The organism is Aquimarina sp. AWH4_224 (assembly GCF_056160245.1).
On sequence record NZ_JBSWWU010000010.1, the window covers coordinates 178,742 to 202,468 of the forward strand.

Genomic DNA, 23,727 nt, shown 5'->3' on the forward strand with positions numbered 1-23,727 from the left:
TAAAAGTGATTTTTATTCAAAAAAGGTGTCTGATTTACTTTCAGAATTGAAAATACTGAAAAATCAACCAAAAGCTTTTTCGATCACCATAAGAATAGAATAGTAAATATCAAAAGCGATGAAGTTCTTTATTTCTACTCCGCGGAATTCTTTATCCGGGATATAATAAATCTTTTGAGCAATCAAAGAAGTGCTTACATTTCCATCCAGTTCTAATGCATTTACGATCTCCTGAAAATCATCACTATCACTAGAATTTTTTAAGCATTGTATAAAACCACCACGATAGTTAAATATTAGAATTTCTTCTTCATTTTTTTTGTTAGCACTAGTAGTGGGATATGATTTTCTATACGCTTCATGATTTTCGTATTCGCTTAGTTTGATCCAAATGGAGTTTTTGTTGTTGGCTACTTTCTTGAATTGACGTGCTAACTGAATAGACCTTTCTGAAGGCAACTTTCTGAGGTCAATAGACAAACTGGCCACTTCTGCTAGAAATGTTCTATAGGTCTTTATAGAATCTGTGCCAAACTTGTAGTGAGTAAAAATATCCTTTTCAAAAGATTCGTATGCTCTTTTGATAATTCCAGAGTCATCTACATCATGACAATAATATCTTGATTGTGCAGATGAAATTTGGGCGGATACGATCAAGCAGATGACGAAGATCCTAGATCCAATCTTTAGGGGCATTGATTTAGATTTAGTAATGTTAGTGTATAGGCTAAAATTTATAATTATGTATGCAAGTTAACAATTTGTTAGTAAATATTAACGTTTTAATGCATATTTTTCTCCATAATCTCGCTTAATCGCCGTTTTATCACTGGTTCAAGAAGGGTTTTTCTTACATTTCTTTCTGAAAAGACAGATTTTTGAAATGTAGGTGCCGTTTCTTCCTGATTTTTATACTTGTTAGTTCCAGTAAGAACAATTTTTTCCTGATCAAAAAGTTCCTGCTCTTTTTTTGCAGATTCTTTTATTTTTTTCTGGATGGTACCCGATTTAAGCTGATGCAAAAATCCACCGTTTTCTTCGATATCTTTAAACAAAGAAAGTGCTTTTTCTGCCAACTGATTGGTTAAGCTTTCGATATAATAAGATCCTGAAGCAGGATTCTCTACAAGATCAAAATAACTTTCGTTCTTTAAAATTAATAATTGATTCAAAGAAATTCGGGTTCCAAAATCGTTATCCAGATTGTAAATGTCATCATAACGGAGGTTGTAAATGAAATCTGCCCCTCCCAAGATCCCACTCATACACTCAGTAGTGGTACGTAACATGTTCACATTATAGTCTAGGATAGTTTTGTTACGATGAGAAGGATAAGCTATAATGGTACAATCTTTTATTGCCCCGTATGCTGGAGCCAGAGATTTCCAAAGTAATCGCAATGCACGTAATTTAGCAATTTCAAAGAAGTAATTACCACCAATGGCTACTTTGAATACAACTTTGGACCGTTTGAACGGATTTTGCTCCTTATTGTCAAAATAATTCAGGTACTCGTTGGCATGAGCCAGACCATAAGCGAGTTGTTGTATCATGGTCGCACCAGCATTCTGGTACAATCCGGTATCTATGCTAATACAACTTTTTGAAGTATCACTTTTTGCTATTTGTTCTAAGGCTTCATGGTCCTGGTTAAGGTTATTAAACCAATTTCCAGTTTCTGCCAGTTGATTGATGATATCCGTAAGGATATAAATATCCAGTTGCTGTTCTTTTGAAATGCTCTCGATGCTTTGTATATATGCTTCAGAAAGAAAGCGGGTTTGTACAAAAACAGGAGTTCCCTTGGTAATGTTTTGAAATAGGGTAGCAGGATCTACTTGTTCCTTGGTAATCACAAAAAAGATACTTTCTGCCCCTTTTTTCAAAGCATCCTCAACTTTTTGATTTCCAGTATTGGCATCTTCAACTTCTATCCGAATCGAATTTTTCCAGTGGGTAGGATGAGCAATCGTATGATCTATATCTATGATATCCTCTTCATTGTAAAAAGGTTTGATATCTATACTTTCTAAAGACTTATAAATTAAGGCTTCGTTATAATCTGCTCCTTTTAAATCAAACTGAATTTTTTGTTTCCATTGCTTTGCAGAAACTTCATCGAAACTTTCAAATAGAGATTTAGTCATCTTTTTTGTTTTTGGGTAAGCTGTCTTCATATTCGATGATATAAATTTCTTCATCGTCACGTTTCATAAAATACTCTTCTCGAGCAAATTTTTCTAGCTCACTGCTATCTTTAAGGGTTTTGATATCCTTTTGATCTTTTACAATTTCTTTGATATAATATTCTTTGTTGTTCTCGAGTTCCTGGATTTCTTCATCCAGTTCGCGATGTATAAGCCAGGAGTTGGTATCCAGAAAAAGCATCCAGATCACAAAAAGCAATATAATTAGCACATATTTATTGAGAAATATGGCAAAAATCGGTATAAGTGCCGGTTTGTTTTTTAATTTCTGAAAATAACTTTTTAGCTTCAATCGGTGTAAGAATAATATTGGTGTAAAGGTACAAAAGTTAATTCAAGCGTTCTTTAATAATCGTACGAACAATATCAACAGCTACATTGTTGTAATGATTATTTGGGATAATCAAGTCAGCAAATTCTTTGGTAGGGTCAATAAATTGTTGGTGCATGGGTTTGAGTGTGTTTTGGTATCTATCCAAAACTTCGTCCATATCCCGACCCCGTTCTGCAATATCTCTTTTTAATCGTCGTATCAATCTTTCATCACTATCCGTATGCACATAAATTTTTATATCGAACATGTTTCTGATTTCAGGATTGGTAAGAATCAGAATACCTTCTACAATGATTACTTTACTAGGTTTTGTAGAAATGGTTTCTCCGGTTCTATTGTGTTCTACAAAAGAATACACCGGCTGTTCTATAGTTTCTCCTTTTCTTAGAGCCATCAGATGCTGTCCCAATAACTCAAAATCAATTGATTGAGGATGGTCAAAATTAATCTGAACTCGTTCGTCATAAGAAAGATGACTGGTGTCTTTATAATAGGAATCTTGCGAAATGACGCATACTTCGTTTTCTGGAAGTTCATTCACGATTTGATTCACAACCGTAGTCTTTCCGCAGCCAGTTCCTCCGGCAATACCAATAATTAACATTATACTTTATTTTTCGGCAAATTTAAAGAATGCGATTTAATCTTCGTCATAAAATTTTCATGCCGGATTGTAAATAACTCCGGAAGAAGAATCCCGAGTAGCCCCGGTCACTGATTTTAGGCAGTTTACTTCGTTACGATCTTTCAAAACCCCCAAAAAACCAAAAATCATAGCCTCTTTAAAATCTATGATTACAGTGGGGGGAATGTCAATACTAACAATACCCTCTAACTTTTGGCTAAGCACTTTAATCAGATATTCATTTTTTGCACCGCCTCCTGTGATTAGCATTTTCGGATTAGCCTTTTTTACTTTCTTGATCTCGTTGGCAATTTGAAACGCTATATGATGAACAGCAGTATGCAAAAGGTTGGTAGGCGTATCTTTGATGTTGTTGATGATAGGAATCACTTGTTCTTCAAACCACTCATAACCCAAAGATTTAGGAAAAGGTTGTTTGTAATAATCCAATACATTTAGGTTCTCGAAAAACTCGGCGTTTACCATACCTGTAGCTGCTATTTTTCCTCCTTTATCATATTCCAGATTGATGGATTTGCAAATATGATTGAGTAGCATATTGGCCGGAGAGATGTCGTAAGCGATTCTTTTGTTTTGATGCTGAAACGAAACATTACTGATCCCACCCAAATTGAGACAAAAGTCATACTCACTAAATAACAATTGATCTCCGATTGGAACCAGAGGAGCCCCTTGTCCACCATGAATCACATCGTTAGTCCTGAAATCACAAATAACTTTTTGTCCTGAAGCATTTGCCAAATGTTGACCAGATCCAATTTGATAAGTCAGACCAATATCAGGCTGGTGAAAAACGGTGTGCCCATGGCTACAGATAAAATCCACATCAAGATGATGTTGGGCGATAAAGGCTTTGGATTGATTTCCTAACCAATTGCCGTATTCGTTATGAAATGCCAACAGTTGTACCGCACTTAAATGGATTGCATTTTTTAGTTTTTGCTTTAAGGTTTGCGAATAAGCGATATCACTTGTTTTTTCGATAGAAAAAGTCCAACCATGATCATTTTTGGTAAAGTGACAATACGCAATATCTAATCCGTCTAGAGAAGTTCCAGACATTAATCCTAATACTTTGTATGTGCGAGGGGAGTTATCCATACGTACAAACTAACAAAATAATTTTAAGGATTTGATCTTCTTTGCCTGCTATATTTTGGTAATGTATTGCAGATCGAAGGATTCCGGATTGATCTCGGGCAATGATTTTTTGTAATAAAAATCAATGATTTGGTTTTCGAGATAAGGTTTTATGGCTGCAATGTTGTTATCATTGTATAGTCTATAGACATGAACAGCTGCGGATTTTTTGAACGCCCCCATAAGTTCGTCAGGGTGTTTTACAATTTCGATGGTATCATAGTTCTCGAACTTTCCTTTCATCCATCGATGGCTGGCTAATTTGGTTTGGCTATCGATTAATTCTTTTTTGAGCTGGTCAAACCTTTCTATATCAGAATAATCTTCTTTCATATAACGATCCAAAGTTACTTTGGCCTTGGTAAATTGCCTTTCAAACTTAAAATCCACCACATACATATCTTTTTTTACCTTTCTTACTACCTGATACAATGCGTTTTCATAGATATTGGCAAAATCTTCATAAGCATACAATGCATCCAAAAAAATATAAGCATGTTTTTTATAATACTTAGGGATAGGCTGTTTTTTGGTGGCTATAAAAAGAGAATGAAGTTCCTGTTCAATTTCTTCGGGAATATTGGTGAATTTTGAATCATTTTTCAGCTTACGCAATTGAGAGGTAATCTGTAGTCTGGTTCCTTTGTAGAGTTCAGATTTGTATTTGAATCGATATCGATTAGGAGATTCGTCATAAGAACTTTGAGCGCTTACGGACAAGGTGATTAAAAAAGTAATAAGAAGTGTTGAGAACCTCATAATAGTAAAATTGGTCGTACTAGTTGTTAGGTCAAGTTCTCTATTGCATGATTGGGATTATGCAATACACTAATCATAACGTAAGATACGCCATATTTGTTATATTATGAAATCTAAAAAAGAAATTTGCTATTGTTTGATTCCCGTTACTTCTTCTAGAGTCACCATTTTCTTTTGTGTATTCCCCCAACTGTTCATGATGTAATTCATTACATCTACGATCTCCTCATCTTCCAATCCCAGGGATGTCATAGCGCTGTTATAAGGCTTTCCGTTTACTTTGATAGGGCCATTAAGTCCATATTTCACAGAGTGGATACTTTCTTTGCGTTTATCTACCAACCAATCCGAACCGGCAAGAGGAGGGAATACATTGGGAGTCCCTTTTCCATCTGGAAGGTGACATTGCATGCAAAAATCAGCATAAATCTCTTTTCCCTGAGCAATACTCTTGGTGAGTTCCTGATCCTGATCCAAAGCAGGTACAGCAATTTGTGTATAGCTTGTATCCTCTTTGCTTTGCTGTGCAACAAGAGAAATGCTAAGGATAAAAACTGCGATTTCTAAAATAAAAAGACGCTTGATATGTTTTTTCATTTTCTGATTTTTACTGAGATATAAAATGAGTGTTTTACGGTATTATTTTTACAATGCCCTGATTTTCGATAGCGGCATACAGAAACCCGTCAGGTCCTTGGCGTACATTTCGTACACGTCCCATACCATCTAATAATTTTTGTCGTTTGGTAACCTGGTACCCATCCAATTGTAATAGTTCCAAATATTGAAATTTCAAAGAACCCACTAGTACTGTATTTTTCCAATTTGGATACTTATCACTGGTCACAAAGTCCATTCCGCTTGGTGCAATAGAAGGTACCCAATAGTATAAGGGTTGTTCCATTCCTTTTTTTGCAGTGATATCGGTAATTGTTGTGCCACTATAATTAATACCGTAAGTAATTACCGGCCAACCGTAATTGACTCCTTTTTTGATAGGGTTAATCTCGTCACCACCTCTTGGTCCATGCTCATGAACCCAAATGGTACCATCAGGGTGGAGCGCCATTCCTTGCGGATTACGATGCCCGTATGAGTAAATTGCAGTTTTGGCTCCCGCTTGGTCTACAAAAGGATTGTCTTTTGGGATGCTACCGTCATCATTAAGGCGATAGATCTTACCACCATCTTTGGTAATATCTTGAGGGTTTACATCTCTATTACCACGATCTCCAATACAAAAATATAGATATCCATCATTGTCAAACTCTATACGAGATCCAAAATGATGGCCACGAGTGGTATTTGGTGTCGCTTTGTATAAAGTTTCGATATTGGTGAGTTGATTATCTTTTAATTTTGCTCGTATCAAGGCTGTATTTCCACCTTTTTCTGTTCCTTCTTTGGAAGAATAGGTGATATAAATCCAACCATTTTCCTTGTATTTTGGATGCAGCTCGATGTCTAGTAAACCTCCCTGGTTTCTATTGTATACTTCAGGAACATTGGCGATGTTTACCTTTTTACCATCTTTGAAATGAATCAATGTACCGCTTTTTTCTGTGATTAGCATACTGCCATCGGGTAACCATGCCATTCCCCAAGGGATTTGAAGACCAGGAACAATAATTTCTGTTGTATAATTTTTGGGATCCTCTTCGAGAACGATATCATTTTCTTTAGTTTCTTGCGCACATGCCGAAAATATAAAGAGTAATACGATGAGAAAAGAGAGTGATTTCATGTGTGATAGTTTATACAGCACGAAAATTACAATAAAATATCATTTATAATCTATAATTTATGTTAATCCCTCCAAAGACATTAATCGGTAATCCAGGGTAAAAGAATCTGGGTTGATTTCCTCCAAATCCACGAGCATTGATCTGTAATTGCGAGGCGTATTTGGTATCCAAAATGTTATTCACGCCAAAAGAAAGGTTATAGGATAGGCGATTACCTAGATTGTTTTTATATCCAATTTTACCATGTAGTAGTTCGTATCGTTCTCCATAAACAGTATTGGCATCATTGGCAGGAATCTCACCCACAATTTGATAGGAAATATTTCCGTAGAACCCTTTTGGGGAAGTAAGGTCAAGACCTGCATTGATCACTTCAGAAGGGATACCAGTCACATCATTTCCAGAAAAATCGTTGTCCAAATCTACAAAATCATCAAAGGTGTGATCATAGATAGAAATATTGGCAAAGAAATGTAGCTGATGGCTTTGTTTTTGTAAGAGTTGATACCTAAGCTCGGCATCAATACCGTTGTGTGTTGTTTTTCCTGCATTGATGGCAAAAAAGTTGTCCTCTACAGTTCTTCGGGAGACTAATAAATCTTGTACTCTCAAAGTATAGAAAGAAACAGATCCCTGCAATCTATTCATTAGTTTGTAACGCATTCCCACTTCGTAGTTCCAGCCAATTTCGGGTTTGATATCAGGATTGAAAATACCATCCGGTAATAAGGTTTCGGCAGTGGTAGGGGTAGAGAACCCATGTGCGATATTACCAAAAAGGATGAGTTCTGGTTGTATTTCATAATTGACCCCCAATTTTGGAGAAAAAATAGGATCAAAATCAAAATCTCCCGAATTATCTTCACCGTCTTGTAGAAATTTATCATCGATATCAAAAAAGGTTTGATTAAGATGCGCTCCTACATTAATCCTTAATTTTTCTATAGGTTGATAATTGAGTTCAGCAAAAAGATTATAGAAATATCGTTTTTCATCCAGATCAGAGAGTAAATCTCCCTGTACACTACCTGTACCTACTGGAAAATCTTCAAATAGGTTTTGAAACGTCTTACCGTTATAAGTATCATAAAAAAGTTCGGCTCCTGCAGTCCAGGATATGGTATTCTTTTCCGAAGGATCTGCACTCAAAACTCGTGTGCGTATTCCAATGGTTGTGGATTGTTCTTCCAAAATATTAAAAGGACGAGGTTCGTAGTTGTCCCTAAAAGAGGTAAACACACTAGTGTTATGAGATAAACTAGCAGTGTAGTCATGTTTCCAGGTAACTCCCAAAATGCCATAGTTTACATCTTCAAACGCTTGGGATCGCCCCCAGGTAAAAGCAGCTTGCCTTGGGTTGTTATCAAAATCTTCCTGATCCAGAGAACTTGGGATTCCGGCTTCGAGATTTATATAACTCCCTAATATTGATAGCTGGTCTTTATCCCCAAGGTCAATTTGAGAGGTAACGGTTAGCGTATTTCGGTTGTATTCATTGTTATCCCGGTATCCATCACTATGATTGTTGCTGAATAGCACATTTAGATTCGCAGTATTGGTATTTACAGATGTTTTGGCCACGATACGTCTCAATCCAAAACTTCCGGTAGTAAATTCGATTTGACCTTCGGGCGTATCAGTAGTGCTGTATTGGGGGTGCAACAGAATCACTCCACCCAGACCCACACCATAACTACTGGCAGAGGGGCCTTTGTGAATTTCGATACCTGATAATGCGCCAAGTTCCAGGTCTTCGATAGAAGATTCTCCATTCCCATCGGTAAGCGGGATATCCCCAAAATAGGTTCGAATGTTTGCCGTTCCAAATAGGTTTCGTGCTCCGATCCCGCGTATAGCAATTCTATTGGTATTGAGTGTTGCACTTTGCATAAACACCCCAGGAACTCTATTCAAAATGGGATGCAATTCTAAGGTATTACCCCGGTTGATATCTGAAGTGGTGACTAAAGAAACAGCATCCGTAGCTTCTTTGTAGGGAATAGGGATGGAGGGAGCATTGATAAGCACTTCATCCAACGCCAAAGCAGTGTCTGGGATTAAGTAAACTGTAAGCTGTTGATCTTTTGTAACTGATAGGAATAGGGTTTGATATCCTTTTTTACTGAATTTTAAAATTCCGCTGGTTTCAATACGAAACGTTCCATTCATGCGAGTGACAACTTCTTGTTTGGAAATCGTATCCATAACAGTGACATTGTCGAGAGGTTGGTTTAGAGATTTGTCGATAACGATACCTGTCGCAGTAAATTGAGCAGATATAGAAATGGAAGAAAGTAAAGCGAAAAGGAATAGTATTTTTTTCAAATCTTAGTTTTTGCCAAATATCGTAAACCGCATATAAACGGGTTTAAAAAACATGATTCTGTTAACGTTTTTTGTGAAAATCTTAGGTTTTGCCCACACCAATTATTTTTAGTGACATTTTTTTGGGAGAATACAAATAGTATTATGTATATTTGCGCCCGCTAAAGGGATAATCCTTTTATCGGGGTGTAGCGTAGCCCGGTTATCGCGCCTGCTTTGGGAGCAGGAGGTCGCAGGTTCGAATCCTGCCACCCCGACAAAATTAAACCGTTCATTTTCAGTAGATAATGAACGGTTTTTTATTTCTTCACGTCATGGGTCGGCAGTAAAGTCGTCAGTTTATAGTATATTTGGTTTGGTACCAAAGTATACATACGAAGATATGCATAAATTTAAAAAAGCGCGTCTTGTTAAGTCAAAAGCTGCAAAAGGCAACTATATCATGTTCTATGTGTGGGATGTACAAAAGAATGAACTGGTTAGACAAAGGCGATATATTCCAAAGAAATATAAAACAGAAGCAGAACAGAAAGCCTTTGCAAAAGATGTTATCAAACAAATCAACAGACTGCTAGCAGATGGTTTCCACATTGATCGAAAAAAAGCCTCTAAAAACACCATTGATCAAAATCGTGTTGATTCAGAAAAAATATTTTCTGTTAGAGAAGCAGCAACTGGATTTATTGAAATAAAAAAAGCCAAAAAACTTTATAAGCGTGGAATAGAATTTTATGACAATACTTTAGAGCGTTTTCTTAAGTGGCTCGAAAATAAAGGATTGGATAGTGTTTGGATTGGAGATTTGGACTATCGCTTAATTCAGGAATATTTCCTGTATTTGCTTACTGAAAGAAAGAATAGTGCAAAAACCTATAACAATACATTAGGTGTTCTTAAAACGTTTTATAATGTTTGTTTAAAGCAGGAATGGGTAGAAGGTAAAAATCCATTTGATAAGGTTGACAAACTTCCTGAAGAATACGGCACTAAAAATAAACCTTTTGCCAATGAACAGGTTGCTGATATTAAAGAATATGTTTTAGAACACGATCCATATCTCTGGAAGATTATCTCTTTTGTATACTATTCTTTTATGCGCCTTTCGGAAATCAGACGGTTAAAGGTAGGAGATATTGATTTAGAAAAAGACCTTATTTGGGTATCTGGGCGGACCAGTAAAACAAAAAAAAGAGATGTTATCCCTATTGTACCTGCTCTAAAGAGAATTATCTTAGAAATGAGCCTGGAACAGTATCATCCAGATGATTACCTGTTCGGTGCCAATCAGACCCCTTCAGTAACCAAAATGGGAGAAAACTATATGGGCAAGCATTTTAGAAAAGTAAAAGAATATTTTGAATTAGATGATGATTATACACTCTATGGTTTTAAACATACAGCTGTAGTGAATTGGTATAAAAAGGAAAAAGATATTCGTAAAATTCAGAAAATGTGCAGGCACTCCAGTATGTTGATGACCGAACGTTATTTGAAATCACTCGGTCTCTTAGATGATAAAGATGCTGTTTCTGAGTTGCCAGAGATTTAACAACAAACACAACCAAAATCAAATTGCTATCGAAACAAAGTAATTCATAAGTATTGAAAAAATAAATATATTGGAATTTCCAGCATTCTAATTTAGGTTAAAAGATATTTTTCCTATTAAAATTCAAATAAATGTAAATTAATATAGATTATTATGGGTTATTAACGTATTATTCATAATCATTTTGTTGGATGTAAAACAGAAAACATATCAGATGTTTCGCCAGAAAATATAGCTACTCAAAAGAGTACTACCTTAAATAAATTTCCTCAAAACGTATTTGGGAGTAATGAGTGGACTTCAGGAACCCTTCCAAATACCGGAGATTATAATAAAAGAATTGTCAGCCCAGAAGACTTAAAGTTTCTTCGATTTGATATGGATCATGGAACACCATTGGTAGTGAGTAATAATCCAGAAGCTGTACATTCTGACGGGTGGTTAATGCAAACATCAGATAAAGGAAGAGGAAGCAAGAAACATACTTTTTCTAATGAAAAGACAAGAGTATACATTTTTCATTATAACAGAGCTTGGGATAAAAAAGGTTTATATGTTCACCTACTGGTAAGTAATCCAAGTTCTACCCCTTTACCAGTAAACTCTAAGGGGACAATGTATTCAAAAGATACTCCTCCTGGAGTGCCTGGTTCAGGACCTAGCTAGAGAGAATGACGGATTATCTTAAATTAGATTTAGGATATCGTGTCAATATCAAAAGAATCAGAAGGCTCTATAAAATAATGGGACTTCAGACCATTTATGACAAACCAAAGACAACTATAAAAGATAAAACCAGTTATGTTTATCCTTATCTATTAAAAGATCTTAAGATCACGCATTCCAATCAAGTTTGGCAAACTGATATCACTTATATTCCAATGTATCGTGGGTTTATATATATGGCTGCAATCATTGATGTACATAGGAGAAAAATCCTAAACTGGAGTATCTCTAATTCTATGAGTGCTGGGTGGTGTACAGAATTATTAAAAGATACTATACAACAATATGGAGCTCCACAAATACATAACTCCGATCAAGGCTCTCAATACACTAGTGAACTGTATATTGCTACTTTAAAAAAGCACAACATACAAATCTCTATGGACGGGAAAGGCAGAGCTCTGGATAACATCTACATAGAAAGATTTTGGAAATCTATCAAGTATGAAAAAACATACCTAAATCCTCCAAATGGAGGTTTGGAATTATATCAAAATGTCAAAGAATATATTGAGTTTTATAATACCAAAAGAAGGCATACAGAAATAGGAAAAGTACCTCCTGATCAAATATTTTATCAAAAAAATGGCTTCGTAAATAATTTAAAAATACCTTTAAACTGTCCTAAGGATTGGGAGTATCATATATTAAAATATATTTTTTGATCATCAAAGTTACTTTCGTTTGCTGTAGATCTTTTCTAAGTTTGTAATTGGTGATAAAATAGAACTATTCCCTATATATAGGGAATAGTTCTGACTCCTTGGTATAGTAAAAACTTCAAGTCGCTGTTATAAGAAAAAGTTACATGTCATTCCTATAAAAAATACTTCATGTCATTGTTATAGTTAATGTCACCTTTTGTCTTAAGGAATACGAGCAGGTAAGAGATCTTTTAAAAACCCCTAAAGGAGTCGTATGTGATTAAAACGTCAAAGTACTGTGGAACTCGTATTTGGAACATTAACACCATATCTTGGATTACGTAAAATCAATACCATTGGAATTAAAAAAGCTAATAGAGTAATGCACTTATCTACTATGACATACAATTTGAATCAGTATCTGAAATTCAATAAAAACTTGTAAAAAGTGAAACTAATGCAGGAAAAACTTCCTACCAGGTAAAAAAGTGTCAAAAAATAATCAATAGAGTATTTTAAGACACCTAAATTTCTATGGCTACTTTCTTAACCTAAAAATCTAAAAGCCTTTAGAAGAGATAAAAAAAATCTTCATTTCATAAATCATACAGTAGCGCAACAAACACTTTAGCAACAATTTACATATCATCTCTCTAAGGAGAATTATTTATGATATTTAACTCCTAAACAAATAAACTTTACTTCTAAAATTAAGGTAAGCCTTCATTTCACCCATTACATATTGATCCAGACAAAGAAAGTGCTACAATTCTATTGTAGCACTTTCTTTGTTTAAAAACTAATATTGGTAAATTAACCTTATCTAGCATCACCACAAGCTCCCCCATACAAAGTGCAACCCACATATAATTGTCCGGTGACTACCCATTGTCGCCAAGTACGAAACTCTTGCACTTGTCCTTCTCCCCCGCAATAAAGTGTAGATAAGTTTGAACAAACAGCAGCTGGAGATCCCCCATCCACAACAGCTGCCACTTCATAACGATATCCTCCTTTAATATCACTTAAATTTTTCCTAGAAATTTGACTTACTCCTTCACGTTTTAGAATCTCTTGTAACATAATATAAATCGGTTTTAGTTAAAAAATATTGTACTCAAAAATAGGCACATACCCTATAACCTTCAACCAAGAATTCATAGCTGTAAGTACAGTTCTTATAACTTGCAATTATGAGTTCATGACTGACGCTACAGAACAATAATTACTCGATCTTACCATATTAATTTAATATTCTATAAACATTTGAGCAAAATAGAAACTCAAATACATCTTTAAACATCAAAAGAAATAAATGACTAAGCCATTATCTTCTTATACCCATTAAAGATTAATCTTTTTTAACCTGCTAGTTCGATATTTATAAAACATTTTTCAATTCTGGAGAATTATAGCAAAAAAACGCCACTATATATAGTGGCGCTTGGAGAATAAAATAAACATTAAAAAAACAAAACATTGTTACTTATCCACAATATAATTAGTTCAAAGAAGAATTATTTGTAATTCTAATCTGACCATTTCTATTTAGATAGTTATCTCCGTTTCGATGCCTGGTATATCTAAGATTACCTGAGCTACTTACTCTTATTTCATTAATGTTTCCATTAGAAAAGTAAGTTATGTTAGCAGTTACGGTACCATTTAACCCCCACTCTTGCCCAAAATCAGGGTTTAATCTAGCACTAAAGCTTGTTATTTTTCCATCAGATGGTCTCCTGTTTTCTGAGATAGGAGTCATTGTTCCTGTTACTGTTCTATTTCCCCTAGAAAAACGCCATTTGTTGTTGCCTCTATCAAGAGCTAGTGAATATCTTCCATCTACAAATAACTCTTGCTCGCATACGGTTGTAGAGGTAACATCATCTACCCAACAAGGTGTTAAGTCATAAAATGTATTCCCCGAATTTCCATAAGTAACATACTCTTTTGGTTCAGAACCTAAGATAGTTGTACTTATTTGATATCCATCAGGGACAAAAATGGTAAACTCTTTCCATTCTCCCAAAGGCCTAGCCCTTCTTATCATTTCATAATATGTACCCGATAACTGACGAAATACACGGATTCCCTGACCAGCATTTAAACTTAATGATATTTCAGCGGTAAATGCTGCGGCAGAAGTAGTAGTGGTTCCTGTCATTCGAGTGAAAGAAAGATTCACTGTTCCATTAGCATTCACATCACCATTAAAAACTGCTACGTTAGCCCCTAGTTCTCCAGCTAATCCTCCAACGGCTCCTATTGTAAAATTATTGGTTACCATTACCGAATTGGTGATCGTCTGATTTCGAGTAAATGTATAATTAAACGGAACACCTGATATTCCTACGAAATCAACCTGTTCTTTTGGTCCACTCAATCCTCTATACGTTCTAAGCAAACGTTGTTCATGAGAAAGAGTAGAAGCAGTATTACTCTTATTAGCAACAGTTATTTCATCCTGTTCAATACTTTCTTCAACTATAGCATCAGAAAGTTCCTCTTTGGCACAACTGGCCATCATTAATAATGCCATCATAAACATGGCATGGCGTTTTAAGCTCATAAATTTAGTTTTAATAAATTACTAGTTAAATGTAAAGGTCTTATTACAAGACCAAGTCTTATCTTTTTATTAGTATAAAAAGTTCACTGTTTATTATTTATAGATCAAAGCTAATCGCAATTTCCTCTAGAGGTGCTTGGTAATTGATATATGTAACAAAACCATAATATCTTACCTATTTGACTTTGCAAACAGAAAACTCATCGATTAAAACACCTAAATTAACCACTTCTATCAGCAAGTAATTTACACGCACATAGCATATCAAAAAATTATTTAAGGTCTTAACATATAAAAAGAAACAAATAGCTCGTTAATTATCATCACTTTATTAAACCACAAAAATTAACTTCAAAAAAACAAGGGGTAAACGAGGTACAGGACTAATCAGGCTACCCTATGAATGGTATAACATCGAAATGTTATATACACTACACCTAGACTGAATTTAATATTAGACCTATAATCTACATTTACCCCTCCCCAAAAAATCTACAAAGAGTAAGGTACTTTGTTAAATTGAGTGATGGTACTTATTTGTAATTAACGATTATAAATAGACCACAACAAAGAGTTATCCGGACCTCTTACAATTAGATCACCAGATGTTTTATCAAATTCCCAATAACTACCAGTGGGACTATTTACAGGAGACCATATGGTATTGCCATTATTATCTTTTAACTCTAGTTTACCATTAGTATTAGTTCCCATTTGTAACGTTTCTCCGGTATTAGATCCGGAATTAAACCATATAATCTGATCTGAAGCATCGTACAATACTAACACTCCATTATTGGCAAGGGTAAGACGTACCCCATTATCAGCAATTAATTCATCCCCTTTTCTTAGGATAACAGACGTTCCATTTTGAGCTCCTTTTCCGGAGGTAGACCAAGTAATGTTTCCATTTGGTGCCCGAAGAACCAAATTACCATCATCTTCAAAAGACCAAGTGCTATTTGATATATTTGTATTGGTTTGCCAAATGGCGTTTCCCCTAATATTATTTAAGACCATATTACCGTCATCTTTTAACAACAATACCTCTCCTGTATTTTCTCCTGAATTGAACCAAATGTATTCATCGCTATTATTATAAAGAACCAAAGTTCCATTTTCTTGAAATCGCAATCTATGACTACCATCTGGGGTAGTAAATGTTTGTCCTTTTCTCATCACAATCTCTTCATCACTAATATAATCAGGAGAACTCTCCTGAAAATCCCAGGGACAACCATTGGTACAAATACTATTTCGTAGATTGTTTAAATTGGCAACAATATTGTCCACCGGGAACCCTAAACCTATTGGGAAGGAGTTACTACTTTCGTTAAGTGCATAATCTACCTGTAACTGTATTTGATCTAATAATGAAGAAGAAACAGAAGCATCCAAACTATTTGCTAACAAGTAATTATTAATTACTTCCGCTTCACTATACCTTTCACTCCAATCAGACCAATTACCAAAAAAGTAAGCAGCTCGCCTGTACGCGTTTGTAAACCTATTATCATCAAGCACTTGATCATATGAGTTAAGTTTCATAGATACAGAAGCTGCATTTTGTGGGTTAACGTCTAAATAATTTTGAATAGCGGTTACCTGAGCAGCTACATCTGCCTCATTTCTTATTGCTGAAGGACTAAACCCAACAATACTAGTTTCTATTTGGACACTTTCTTCACTTCGGCTAATTTCTTGTCGTTCTTTATTAGATAGAATCCTTCTGGGAGTCAAACCAAAAAGTTCCTCAAAATTAGATCTAATATTACGTCTAAAACTGGATTTCTTTTCCCTTGTTAATCCAGATACGTCATAAGTATACACATAGTACACTTCACCACCGATAATATTTTCACTTACATATGTAGGACCATGTCTTTTAAAAAAAGAGTCGGTTAGCCCCAAGTTCAATAAATCTTGTGCATCGTTATCCAAAAAAGGTGCACCAGCAACCACATACCTGGCTGTTTGTACCTTAATACTAACTATTACAGAAACATGATTCTCATCCATGGTAATACTTTCAGAAAGTTTTCTTCGTTCACTACGTCGAAAAAGACCAAACAACACACTGAGTTCAAATGTCCTTTCTTCTCTAAAGTACTTATCCAAGTCTTCTTCATTAGTTATGGTTTCAATCTCTATTTCTAGAGGGTTGGGTAGATTGGTATCCCGTAGAACATCATAAGAGTCTATCGCCGGTAAAAAGAAGCGATCTTCCAGAGCGCTATAACCCATTCCTGCAAAAATTGGTTCTCCATCTACAATCAATGCTGACTTTGCATCATCCATTGGTTTAGTCAGAGTTGTTGCACTAGTTTCTAACTCTATATCATCGGTATTACACGCAATAGATAAAAACAAGGTAAATAAACATAGGATTATATACTTATTCATAATTTTCGGTTTTTTATTTTTACTATCATTAATCATTTCTTGTATATATGGACCATTGTAAAGAGTTATCTGGTCCCCAGATCAACAAGTTGCCATTTAAGGTGTCAAATTGCCAGTGACTACCCCGTTTATTGGTATTTGTAGACCAAATAGTCTTACCCTTGTTATCTACCAAAATAAGATTACCATCTACGCTAAGAATTAATACTTCTCCTGTATTTGGTCCAGAATTATGCCATATAATCTGGTTTGATGCATCAGTTAAAGCTAAGACTCCATCATCTCGTAGCATTAACTGATTGCCATTGGTTGCAGTAAACACTTCTCCTTTATGCAATACCACCTGACTTCCAAATGCTTGTCCGTGACTATATATAGACCATAGTAATTCATTATTTGGACCTCGAACTACTAAATTTCCATCATCGGCAAACTTCCAACGACTACCAGGATCATTTACTCCTGTGTTGGTTTGCCAAAATATGTTTTCATCTACATCTCTGATAAGCAGATTACCATCTTCTCTAAGTATTAATTCCTGAGCATCGTTAGGCCCCGTGCTGAACCATCGGTATCTTCCTTGTGCATCATACAAAAACATCATTCCGTCTTCTAATGCCAATCGATATTGACCGTTGGGAGAAGTAATACTGGTTTCATTTCTCAAAATCACTTCATCAATGCTAAAGTTATTATCTCCAAAAGGATCAAACTCTTCTATATACATAACACTATGCGAAGTCCTCCATCCTAGATCTTCTCCAGGACCAAAAACATAACCATATAGTGTAATAAAATACCATTTACCCCTATGAATATTACCTATAATATCAAATGAATCACATTGCGTACTTTGATCACCATTATTAGCCCTGTGAGCAGCAATATTTTTTATCGGTATCCATTGACCATTATCATTTCGTAATACTTCAAATCGATATTGAATTCCATCAACCTGTGGATTTGCCAACAATGCACTCAAAGGTGTATTACAAAATTGTATCGTAGCTTTATTTCCAAAATTATTTACAGAGGATTCTAATCTATAGTAGGGAGCTGGAGATGATCCTGATGTAAATGCACTATGCCCCCCAAAATTTTTGGATACCGTAGGAATTTTCCATAAATCTGGATTATTACCTCCATCTGGAGTATAGTAGTATGGATTTGTAAAATTACCTAATGGAGGCCCTCCTACCTGTATTTTGGGCTGGCAATCAAAACATTTTGCAAAGGTTGGTTCTGGATCTACCAATTTTAAACCATTCAATTGTTCATGAACTTGCTTGCGCATCTCTTGAAATTCGGCTTCGATCTGATCTTTTTCAGTTTGGGTAATAGTCTCTGGAGTCAAAATATCCAAATCATCTTCCTTCTGACAACCTGTAACTCCAATGAGAAGCATCATAAAAATAAACATAATTTTGATTCTTGCTGTCATAACTATAACTATTTTGTTTGTGTTTTTGTTTTACAATCTATTTTTTGGGGAAATGCAATCACATAAATGTTTTAATTATTTTTATTGTAAACAGACCATAGCAATGCATCATCTGGCCCTCGTACTATAAGATCTCCATTGGATTGATCAAATTGCCAATAGCTGCCAGGAGGGCTATTTACAGGGCTCCATATGATAATTCCATTATTATCTTTTAATACCAATTGCCCATTAGTACTCATGGTCAACATCTCTCCCGTATTCGGTCCAGAGTTATACCATAAAATATTGCCTGCGGCATCATACATAACTAACACTCCATCATTTCTTAAGGCAACCCGTACATTGTTATCTGCAACTAGTTCGTCCCCTTTTCTTAATACTATAGAGGTTCCATTTGCAGCTCCTTTTCCGAAGGTAGACCACAAGATATCATCTGATGGAGAAACTATCTGAAGATTTCCATTGGCGGTAAACTCCCAACTACTATTTGCGACAGTAGCAGTATTGGTTGTCCATATTATTTCATCTTGAGAATCAAAAAGTGCAAAGTTACCATCTCTGTCAAAGGCCAAAAAAGCTGCAGTATTTGGGCCATTATTAAACCATATGTATCGATCCTGAGGATCATACAATACTAACACCCCATTATTCTGTAATCTAAGCGTGTGTCCACTTACTGACACTAACTCTTCTCCAGCTTCTAGTATTTTTTCGTATTTAGGACCATTAATTAATTCTTCTCTATATGCATTTTTAATATCAGCATATTCGTTTGGACCTGGAGAAACTGATGTCCCATTTTGACATTGTGATGCCTCTGTTGCAATGATTCTTACCTGATCGATAGCATTTTCTGCACGTGTTACTAAAAATGGATCCTTTGAGTTTTCTGAAACATAGGTTAAATCATCTATTTCTAATAACCACCTAGAAGCATCAATATAACACTCTGCATTGTTAAAAAAAGCTCTGTTTAATTGTGGTTGACCAACACTATTTACGTTAAAATATCGGGTTAACTCCAAAGCTACAGTAGCTGCTCTATCTGGATTATTCGTAATATAATTTAAAAACCTTTGAGACTCTGCGTCAAAATCCTCAATAGATCTTATTTCACCCGGTTCAAATCCACTTACCGTAGAAAAATATCCTGTACTTAATAAGGACTCCGTAATCTGCTGTTGATCTGCTGGTGTTACTGTAGCACCATTATTAACTCCGAATAACCCTTCAATACTTGCTCTGATTTGTTGCTCATATTCTGTCTGTCCTAGTGAAGAAAAGCTATTGTCCTGAAAAGTATAGAAATAATATAACTCTCCTCCCAACAATTGAGAGTCTACATACATAGATCCATATCTGTTGGTAAATTCCTGTACCTTTCCCTGATTCAACATTTCAAAAGCTTCTGGAACTAACTTGGGTAATCCGCTAGTAATATGTCGAAATCTTTGTATACTTATCCTTGCAGCAATCGTAACCGTGTTTTCTGCAAATACGATTCTGTTATTATACAGATCGATATCTCCTCCGTTTTCTAAAGTAAATTCGTATGCTTCTCGTCTGTACCTATTTCGTTTTACCCAACTGCTTAATTCTTTTTGGGTCTTTATGATAGTTATAGATTTAATTAAAGGTTCTGAAATATTAGTACTTTGCAAAATATCACTGGTTTCTATAGCCAAATCTCTGGGTGTTTCTGTATTAGGATCAAAACCAAATCCCGCAAAGTATTGTTGCCCATTTTTTGTAATAAACTGGCTGTTGCTAGATGTGCTGTTTTTTTGAAATGAGTTATCATTTCCGACCAACTCATCTTCCGATAATAAATCTTCAATTCTCTCATCCGTGTCGCAAGAAAACAAGATTAAAATTAGCAAAGCAAAGCTTAGCCTATAACAAATAACATGTAAATTTCTCATTGTTGTAAAAAAATATTTAGACGACCAAGAAAGATGATCGATAGAGATTTATATCAAACTTAATTTACGCCTTTAAGAACAAGATCAAAACCAGTTCCTATGTTAAAAGCTCTTTCAAATTCTGGGATATCCAAGATATCCGTGTAGGGTCTTAATTCAATTTCAATAATACTTCTATCAGATGAATTATTAACCAAATGTTCTTTAAATCTGTTTAATTCTTCCTGAACACCTTGAGGAGTAATTGTAAGTGAAGGAACGTATCCATTTACTCGTGTCAATAGTTGGATAGAGGATCTGGAGGAGGTAATTTCCTCTCGGTCAGCTAAAGTTAAAGTGTTACTGGCGGAGCCAAAAATTTCATTGGTGGCAGTTACTAAATTATTTTTAAAAGTTTCTAATCTGTCATTAGTAATTGTACTTGTATTGTAGGAAAACACATAATACAAATCTCCACCTAGCACCGTTCTGGACACGTATGCAGGTCCTCCTCTGAATAATACACGATCTATTCGACCTCTATCGATGAATCTTTGAATCCTCGGGTCAAAACTTAAAGAACCATTGGGAGTAATATCATAGGCTTCTTTCTTTATTGCAATACGAGCAATAACAGAAAGTGATTGTTGATCAAAACTGATTAATTCTTGTAATCTACTTCTAACCTCTGAGGTAAATCCCCCAAAAAGAGTAGGCTTACCAATATTAAGTGTATCAATTCTATCCAGAAATGTAGTCAAATCACTGGAGTTTTGAACAATACCAATATTGGTTATAATTTCTTCTAGAAAACTATCATCTTTTTTATCCGAAAAACTGTTTCTGTCAATAATCAGACCAGGAACTCGCTGCTCGGTTAAACTATACCCAAAACCTGTTTTAAAGGATCGCCCTCCTATAACAATTGATTTTTCTTGTTCCTGAGTTTGTAAAATATCTTCAGGAATAGCATCCGATCGTTTTTCGCAGGAAGCAATAATCAGCATAGCTGTAGCGAAAAAAGCTATTTTTAATTTCAATACGTTCTTCATACAATTTATTTTACAATTATTTAAACAATCGCAAACTCAGTTAAAAAAACAGGGCATAGTCTTCTCTAAACAGTAAATCCGAAAAACATTAAGGAATTATGGGGGGAAACAATGTTTTTAATGAAGTTTATTATGACTATGCCCGTTTTGCATTTGACGAGTGTACTAGAGACTTCTAATTATTATTAATTTTCTCTTATAGCTAGACTAGAGACTGTTTCGATTATAAATTGACCATAATAAGGAATTATTAGAGTGTCTTCTAATTTCTAGATCACCATTACTTGAGTTAAACAACCAATAAGCTCCTCCGGATGCAGTTCTGTTAGTTGACCAGATTACCTGATTATTTCCGTTTAATAATACTGAACTACCATCAGCTCTCTGCATCAAAGCTTCTGCTGTATTGGGTCCAGAAGCAAACCAAATTATTTGACCCGAATTATCTAATAATACAAACACTCCATCCTGTCTTATGGTAAGCTGATACCCATTACCAGCTGTAAACACATCTCCTTTTCTCATAAACACCTGATTACCATTTTTGGTACCTGTAGCACCAAGAGCTGCCCATAGTAATTCATTATTAGGACCTCTTACTTCTAAACCTCCTCTATCGTCTACGGCCCAGCTACTTCCTGGCACATTTGTGTTTGACGACCATACAGCATTTCCGTTAGCATCATTTAGCACCAAGTTACCTGTACTACCCTGAAATATAAGTTGCTCTCCAGTGTTATTCCCAGTATTGAACCAGGTAAATTCATTATCGTTGTTATAGGTAACTAGTGTACCGTTATTTTCTAACCTAGTATAACCACTTGGTGCATTAAGGAGTCCTCCTTTATTAAGAACGACTTCATCAGCAGGAGTTGTATCAGTATTATCTCCACCAGTATTACCTCCTGACCCATCTACAGGAAGTGGTTGTACACCACCACTATAGTAGGTCCTTAAAGAATTTAAATAAGCTTCTCTTATCTGAATAATATCGAAAATTTGATCCTCATGTGGAGTAAGAGTCTGTGATATAACTGCCATATCTTTTACATCCAAAGCATCCATGTGCGTAGTAAAACTATTAATTTCAGTTTCAATATCATTTAGTATTGAGGCTGCCGTTGTAGTAGAATCGATTGTTATAAATCCAGGAGCATAGTTAGGTACTGTAGAAACAATTCTTGCTGTAACCTTTGCATTTCGAATGATTTCAGTTTCTTCATCTGTTACTGATCCAGATACGCTTAACCCAAAGAAATTAGATATACTAATACTCAATGCTCTTTGTAAATTATCTTTGTTAAAATTATTCGTGTTATCAAAGTTATAATTAAACATATAGAGTAACTCTCCTCCATATACTGCTTCTGCCACATAAGCTGGCCCAAATCTTCTCAAGAATCTATCAATATCTCCTTCTTCTAATAATTCTTCGGCTCTACCAGAAATAAAAGGATCTCCTGGTACTACATAACGTCTTTTCGGTATTCTTACGCGCACCACAAAGTTGATACTTCTTGAATCAAACCTTAAAGTTTCTTCTACATCTCTCTTTCTGGCAAAACTGATGTTGAATACCGTATTTAATAATCTAGCAGGGTTTGCAGTTTCTGTAGTTGTCTTTTCTGTATCGGGATTACCCATGGCTCCAGTAGTTCCAGTAGTTCCAGTAGTTCCAGTGCTACCTGCAGCAGCATCTGCTTCTTCTTCTGCTGCTTCCTCTTCAGGACTGTTAATAGTACCATCAGGTTGTAAACCTGGATTAAACAATTCTCCTGTACCAATACTAAAATTAATCACATCGGTCCTTTTGAAAACATCATCAATATCTTCAAAACGTTCTACAATTTCGACATCGATAGTTCTAGGTGGGACATTTGTGTTTCTGAAAATATCATCAGGATCAATAGGATTTCTGGTTGCTCTATCCTCTAGCACATCATACCCATATCCCGCAGGAATAAAAGTATCATCAGACAGAATAATCCCTTTTGCCTGATCCAAACTTTCTATACTTGATTCTTCATTTATATCCCGTTCACAAGATAAGAGAATTGTTGAAAGTCCTAATAATAAACATAATTTTTTCATCTTTTTTAATTTGATTACTAATAAATTTTTAGTTCAGTTTTTTTAGGCTAATTTCTTACAGGATATTAAAAAAACACTCTCTCAATTTGTAAATGGTCATTTTGAATTTGTAGAATTCAATTGGAAAGAATTATTGAAAGATGTTAATTCATTAAGAAAAACATCAGTAAAACCTACTTTTTTTTAGTAATT

The 23,727-nt window shown here is 35.1% G+C and carries 19 protein-coding genes, 1 tRNA gene and 1 pseudogene; 5 read left to right on the plus strand and 16 right to left on the minus strand.

The window, feature by feature from the left end; all coding sequences use genetic code 11:
- Positions 1–63: 63 nt before the first annotated feature.
- The 9 genes from ACXAGJ_RS19470 to ACXAGJ_RS19510 all read right to left on the minus strand — a co-directional run bounded on the left by ACXAGJ_RS19470 (position 64) and on the right by ACXAGJ_RS19510 (position 9,156).
- Entirely contained in the window at positions 64–696 is a 633-nt protein-coding gene (locus tag ACXAGJ_RS19470; RefSeq protein ID WP_474842160.1) for a hypothetical protein, read from the minus strand.
- 86 nt (positions 697–782) lie between these two features.
- On the minus strand, positions 783–2,147 hold the full coding sequence (locus ACXAGJ_RS19475) for a methylmalonyl-CoA mutase subunit beta (protein WP_474842162.1): 1,365 nt from the start codon (positions 2,145–2,147) through the stop codon (positions 783–785).
- Positions 2,140–2,418 carry an FtsB family cell division protein gene (locus ACXAGJ_RS19480; protein WP_474842164.1) on the minus strand — a complete coding sequence of 93 codons (279 nt, stop codon included), beginning with the start codon at positions 2,416–2,418 and terminating at the stop codon, positions 2,140–2,142. Before ACXAGJ_RS19480 ends, ACXAGJ_RS19475 begins: the two co-directional genes overlap by 8 nt.
- A 118-nt stretch (positions 2,419–2,536) precedes the next feature.
- The gene (gene udk, locus ACXAGJ_RS19485) at positions 2,537–3,145 is read right to left on the minus strand and encodes a uridine kinase (protein WP_474842166.1); all 609 of its coding nucleotides are present in this window, start codon (positions 3,143–3,145) and stop codon (positions 2,537–2,539) included.
- Between the two features lie 57 nt (positions 3,146–3,202).
- Complete coding sequence (locus tag ACXAGJ_RS19490; RefSeq protein WP_474842168.1) at positions 3,203–4,288, minus strand: anhydro-N-acetylmuramic acid kinase; 1,086 nt, start codon at positions 4,286–4,288, stop codon at positions 3,203–3,205.
- 48 nt (positions 4,289–4,336) lie between these two features.
- Positions 4,337–5,086, minus strand: coding sequence for a hypothetical protein (locus tag ACXAGJ_RS19495; protein ID WP_474842169.1), 750 nt, complete (start codon positions 5,084–5,086; stop codon positions 4,337–4,339).
- Between the two features lie 129 nt (positions 5,087–5,215).
- On the minus strand, positions 5,216–5,683 hold the full coding sequence (locus ACXAGJ_RS19500; RefSeq protein ID WP_474842171.1) for a c-type cytochrome: 468 nt from the start codon (positions 5,681–5,683) through the stop codon (positions 5,216–5,218).
- A gap of 34 nt (positions 5,684–5,717) precedes the next feature.
- Complete coding sequence (locus ACXAGJ_RS19505; protein ID WP_474842173.1) at positions 5,718–6,830, minus strand: PQQ-dependent sugar dehydrogenase; 1,113 nt, start codon at positions 6,828–6,830, stop codon at positions 5,718–5,720.
- A 43-nt stretch (positions 6,831–6,873) separates the two neighbouring features.
- Complete coding sequence (locus ACXAGJ_RS19510) at positions 6,874–9,156, minus strand: TonB-dependent receptor domain-containing protein (protein WP_474842175.1); 2,283 nt, start codon at positions 9,154–9,156, stop codon at positions 6,874–6,876.
- 182 nt (positions 9,157–9,338) lie between these two features.
- Between ACXAGJ_RS19510 and ACXAGJ_RS19515 the strand changes: the two genes are divergently transcribed.
- The 5 genes and pseudogenes from ACXAGJ_RS19515 to ACXAGJ_RS19535 form a co-directional block, all read left to right on the plus strand.
- Positions 9,339–9,413: transfer RNA gene (locus ACXAGJ_RS19515), tRNA-Pro, on the plus strand.
- 125 nt (positions 9,414–9,538) lie between these two features.
- Positions 9,539–10,705 carry a tyrosine-type recombinase/integrase gene (locus ACXAGJ_RS19520; protein WP_474842177.1) on the plus strand — a complete coding sequence of 389 codons (1,167 nt, stop codon included), beginning with the start codon at positions 9,539–9,541 and terminating at the stop codon, positions 10,703–10,705.
- A gap of 378 nt (positions 10,706–11,083) precedes the next feature.
- Positions 11,084–11,371: a hypothetical protein gene (locus tag ACXAGJ_RS19525; RefSeq protein ID WP_474842178.1), complete on the plus strand. Its 288-nt coding sequence runs from the start codon at positions 11,084–11,086 to the stop codon at positions 11,369–11,371.
- Positions 11,372–11,376: 5 nt separating this feature from the next.
- On the plus strand, positions 11,377–12,096 hold the full coding sequence (locus ACXAGJ_RS19530) for an IS3 family transposase (protein WP_474842180.1): 720 nt from the start codon (positions 11,377–11,379) through the stop codon (positions 12,094–12,096).
- Positions 12,097–12,370: 274 nt separating this feature from the next.
- Positions 12,371–12,520 (plus strand): annotated as a pseudogene (locus tag ACXAGJ_RS19535) (transposase); the annotation flags it as partial.
- A 374-nt stretch (positions 12,521–12,894) separates the two neighbouring features.
- Here the strand turns inward: ACXAGJ_RS19535 and ACXAGJ_RS19540 are convergent.
- From ACXAGJ_RS19540 to ACXAGJ_RS19570, 7 genes are all read right to left on the minus strand, one after another.
- The gene (locus ACXAGJ_RS19540) at positions 12,895–13,158 is read right to left on the minus strand and encodes a hypothetical protein (RefSeq protein WP_474842182.1); all 264 of its coding nucleotides are present in this window, start codon (positions 13,156–13,158) and stop codon (positions 12,895–12,897) included.
- Between the two features lie 418 nt (positions 13,159–13,576).
- Positions 13,577–14,644 (minus strand): hypothetical protein, encoded by a 1,068-nt coding sequence (locus ACXAGJ_RS19545; protein ID WP_474842184.1) that lies wholly within the window; start codon positions 14,642–14,644, stop codon positions 13,577–13,579.
- Positions 14,645–15,187: 543 nt separating this feature from the next.
- Positions 15,188–17,047 carry a hypothetical protein gene (locus ACXAGJ_RS19550; RefSeq protein WP_474842185.1) on the minus strand — a complete coding sequence of 620 codons (1,860 nt, stop codon included), beginning with the start codon at positions 17,045–17,047 and terminating at the stop codon, positions 15,188–15,190.
- 28 nt (positions 17,048–17,075) lie between these two features.
- Positions 17,076–18,488, minus strand: coding sequence for a hypothetical protein (locus tag ACXAGJ_RS19555; protein WP_474842187.1), 1,413 nt, complete (start codon positions 18,486–18,488; stop codon positions 17,076–17,078).
- A gap of 71 nt (positions 18,489–18,559) precedes the next feature.
- Complete coding sequence (locus ACXAGJ_RS19560) at positions 18,560–20,413, minus strand: hypothetical protein (protein ID WP_474842188.1); 1,854 nt, start codon at positions 20,411–20,413, stop codon at positions 18,560–18,562.
- A 59-nt stretch (positions 20,414–20,472) separates the two neighbouring features.
- A complete protein-coding gene (locus ACXAGJ_RS19565) occupies positions 20,473–21,444 on the minus strand; it encodes a hypothetical protein (protein ID WP_474842190.1) in 972 nt (323 codons plus the stop codon).
- Between the two features lie 207 nt (positions 21,445–21,651).
- Positions 21,652–23,535, minus strand: coding sequence for a hypothetical protein (locus ACXAGJ_RS19570; protein WP_474842191.1), 1,884 nt, complete (start codon positions 23,533–23,535; stop codon positions 21,652–21,654).
- Between the last annotated feature and the right edge of the window lie 192 nt (positions 23,536–23,727).

What these genes read in the sequence shown, in the direction of transcription:
- ACXAGJ_RS19560 (WP_474842188.1), bottom strand. Translation starts at nt 20,413, where the DNA reads ATGAGAAATTTACATGTTATTTGTTATAGGCTAAGCTTTGCTTTGCTA.
- udk (WP_474842166.1), bottom strand. Translation starts at nt 3,145, where the DNA reads ATGTTAATTATTGGTATTGCCGGAGGAACTGGCTGCGGAAAGACTACG.
- ACXAGJ_RS19555 (WP_474842187.1), bottom strand. Translation starts at nt 18,488, where the DNA reads ATGACAGCAAGAATCAAAATTATGTTTATTTTTATGATGCTTCTCATT.
- ACXAGJ_RS19495 (WP_474842169.1), bottom strand. Translation starts at nt 5,086, where the DNA reads ATGAGGTTCTCAACACTTCTTATTACTTTTTTAATCACCTTGTCCGTA.
- ACXAGJ_RS19470 (WP_474842160.1), bottom strand. Translation starts at nt 696, where the DNA reads ATGCCCCTAAAGATTGGATCTAGGATCTTCGTCATCTGCTTGATCGTA.
- ACXAGJ_RS19500 (WP_474842171.1), bottom strand. Translation starts at nt 5,683, where the DNA reads ATGAAAAAACATATCAAGCGTCTTTTTATTTTAGAAATCGCAGTTTTT.
- ACXAGJ_RS19540 (WP_474842182.1), bottom strand. Translation starts at nt 13,158, where the DNA reads ATGTTACAAGAGATTCTAAAACGTGAAGGAGTAAGTCAAATTTCTAGG.
- ACXAGJ_RS19520 (WP_474842177.1), top strand. Translation starts at nt 9,539, where the DNA reads ATGCATAAATTTAAAAAAGCGCGTCTTGTTAAGTCAAAAGCTGCAAAA.
- ACXAGJ_RS19550 (WP_474842185.1), bottom strand. Translation starts at nt 17,047, where the DNA reads ATGAATAAGTATATAATCCTATGTTTATTTACCTTGTTTTTATCTATT.
- ACXAGJ_RS19530 (WP_474842180.1), top strand. Translation starts at nt 11,377, where the DNA reads ATGACGGATTATCTTAAATTAGATTTAGGATATCGTGTCAATATCAAA.
- ACXAGJ_RS19565 (WP_474842190.1), bottom strand. Translation starts at nt 21,444, where the DNA reads ATGAAGAACGTATTGAAATTAAAAATAGCTTTTTTCGCTACAGCTATG.
- ACXAGJ_RS19525 (WP_474842178.1), top strand. Translation starts at nt 11,084, where the DNA reads ATGGATCATGGAACACCATTGGTAGTGAGTAATAATCCAGAAGCTGTA.
- ACXAGJ_RS19475 (WP_474842162.1), bottom strand. Translation starts at nt 2,147, where the DNA reads ATGACTAAATCTCTATTTGAAAGTTTCGATGAAGTTTCTGCAAAGCAA.
- ACXAGJ_RS19545 (WP_474842184.1), bottom strand. Translation starts at nt 14,644, where the DNA reads ATGAGCTTAAAACGCCATGCCATGTTTATGATGGCATTATTAATGATG.
- ACXAGJ_RS19505 (WP_474842173.1), bottom strand. Translation starts at nt 6,830, where the DNA reads ATGAAATCACTCTCTTTTCTCATCGTATTACTCTTTATATTTTCGGCA.
- ACXAGJ_RS19570 (WP_474842191.1), bottom strand. Translation starts at nt 23,535, where the DNA reads ATGAAAAAATTATGTTTATTATTAGGACTTTCAACAATTCTCTTATCT.
- ACXAGJ_RS19490 (WP_474842168.1), bottom strand. Translation starts at nt 4,288, where the DNA reads ATGGATAACTCCCCTCGCACATACAAAGTATTAGGATTAATGTCTGGA.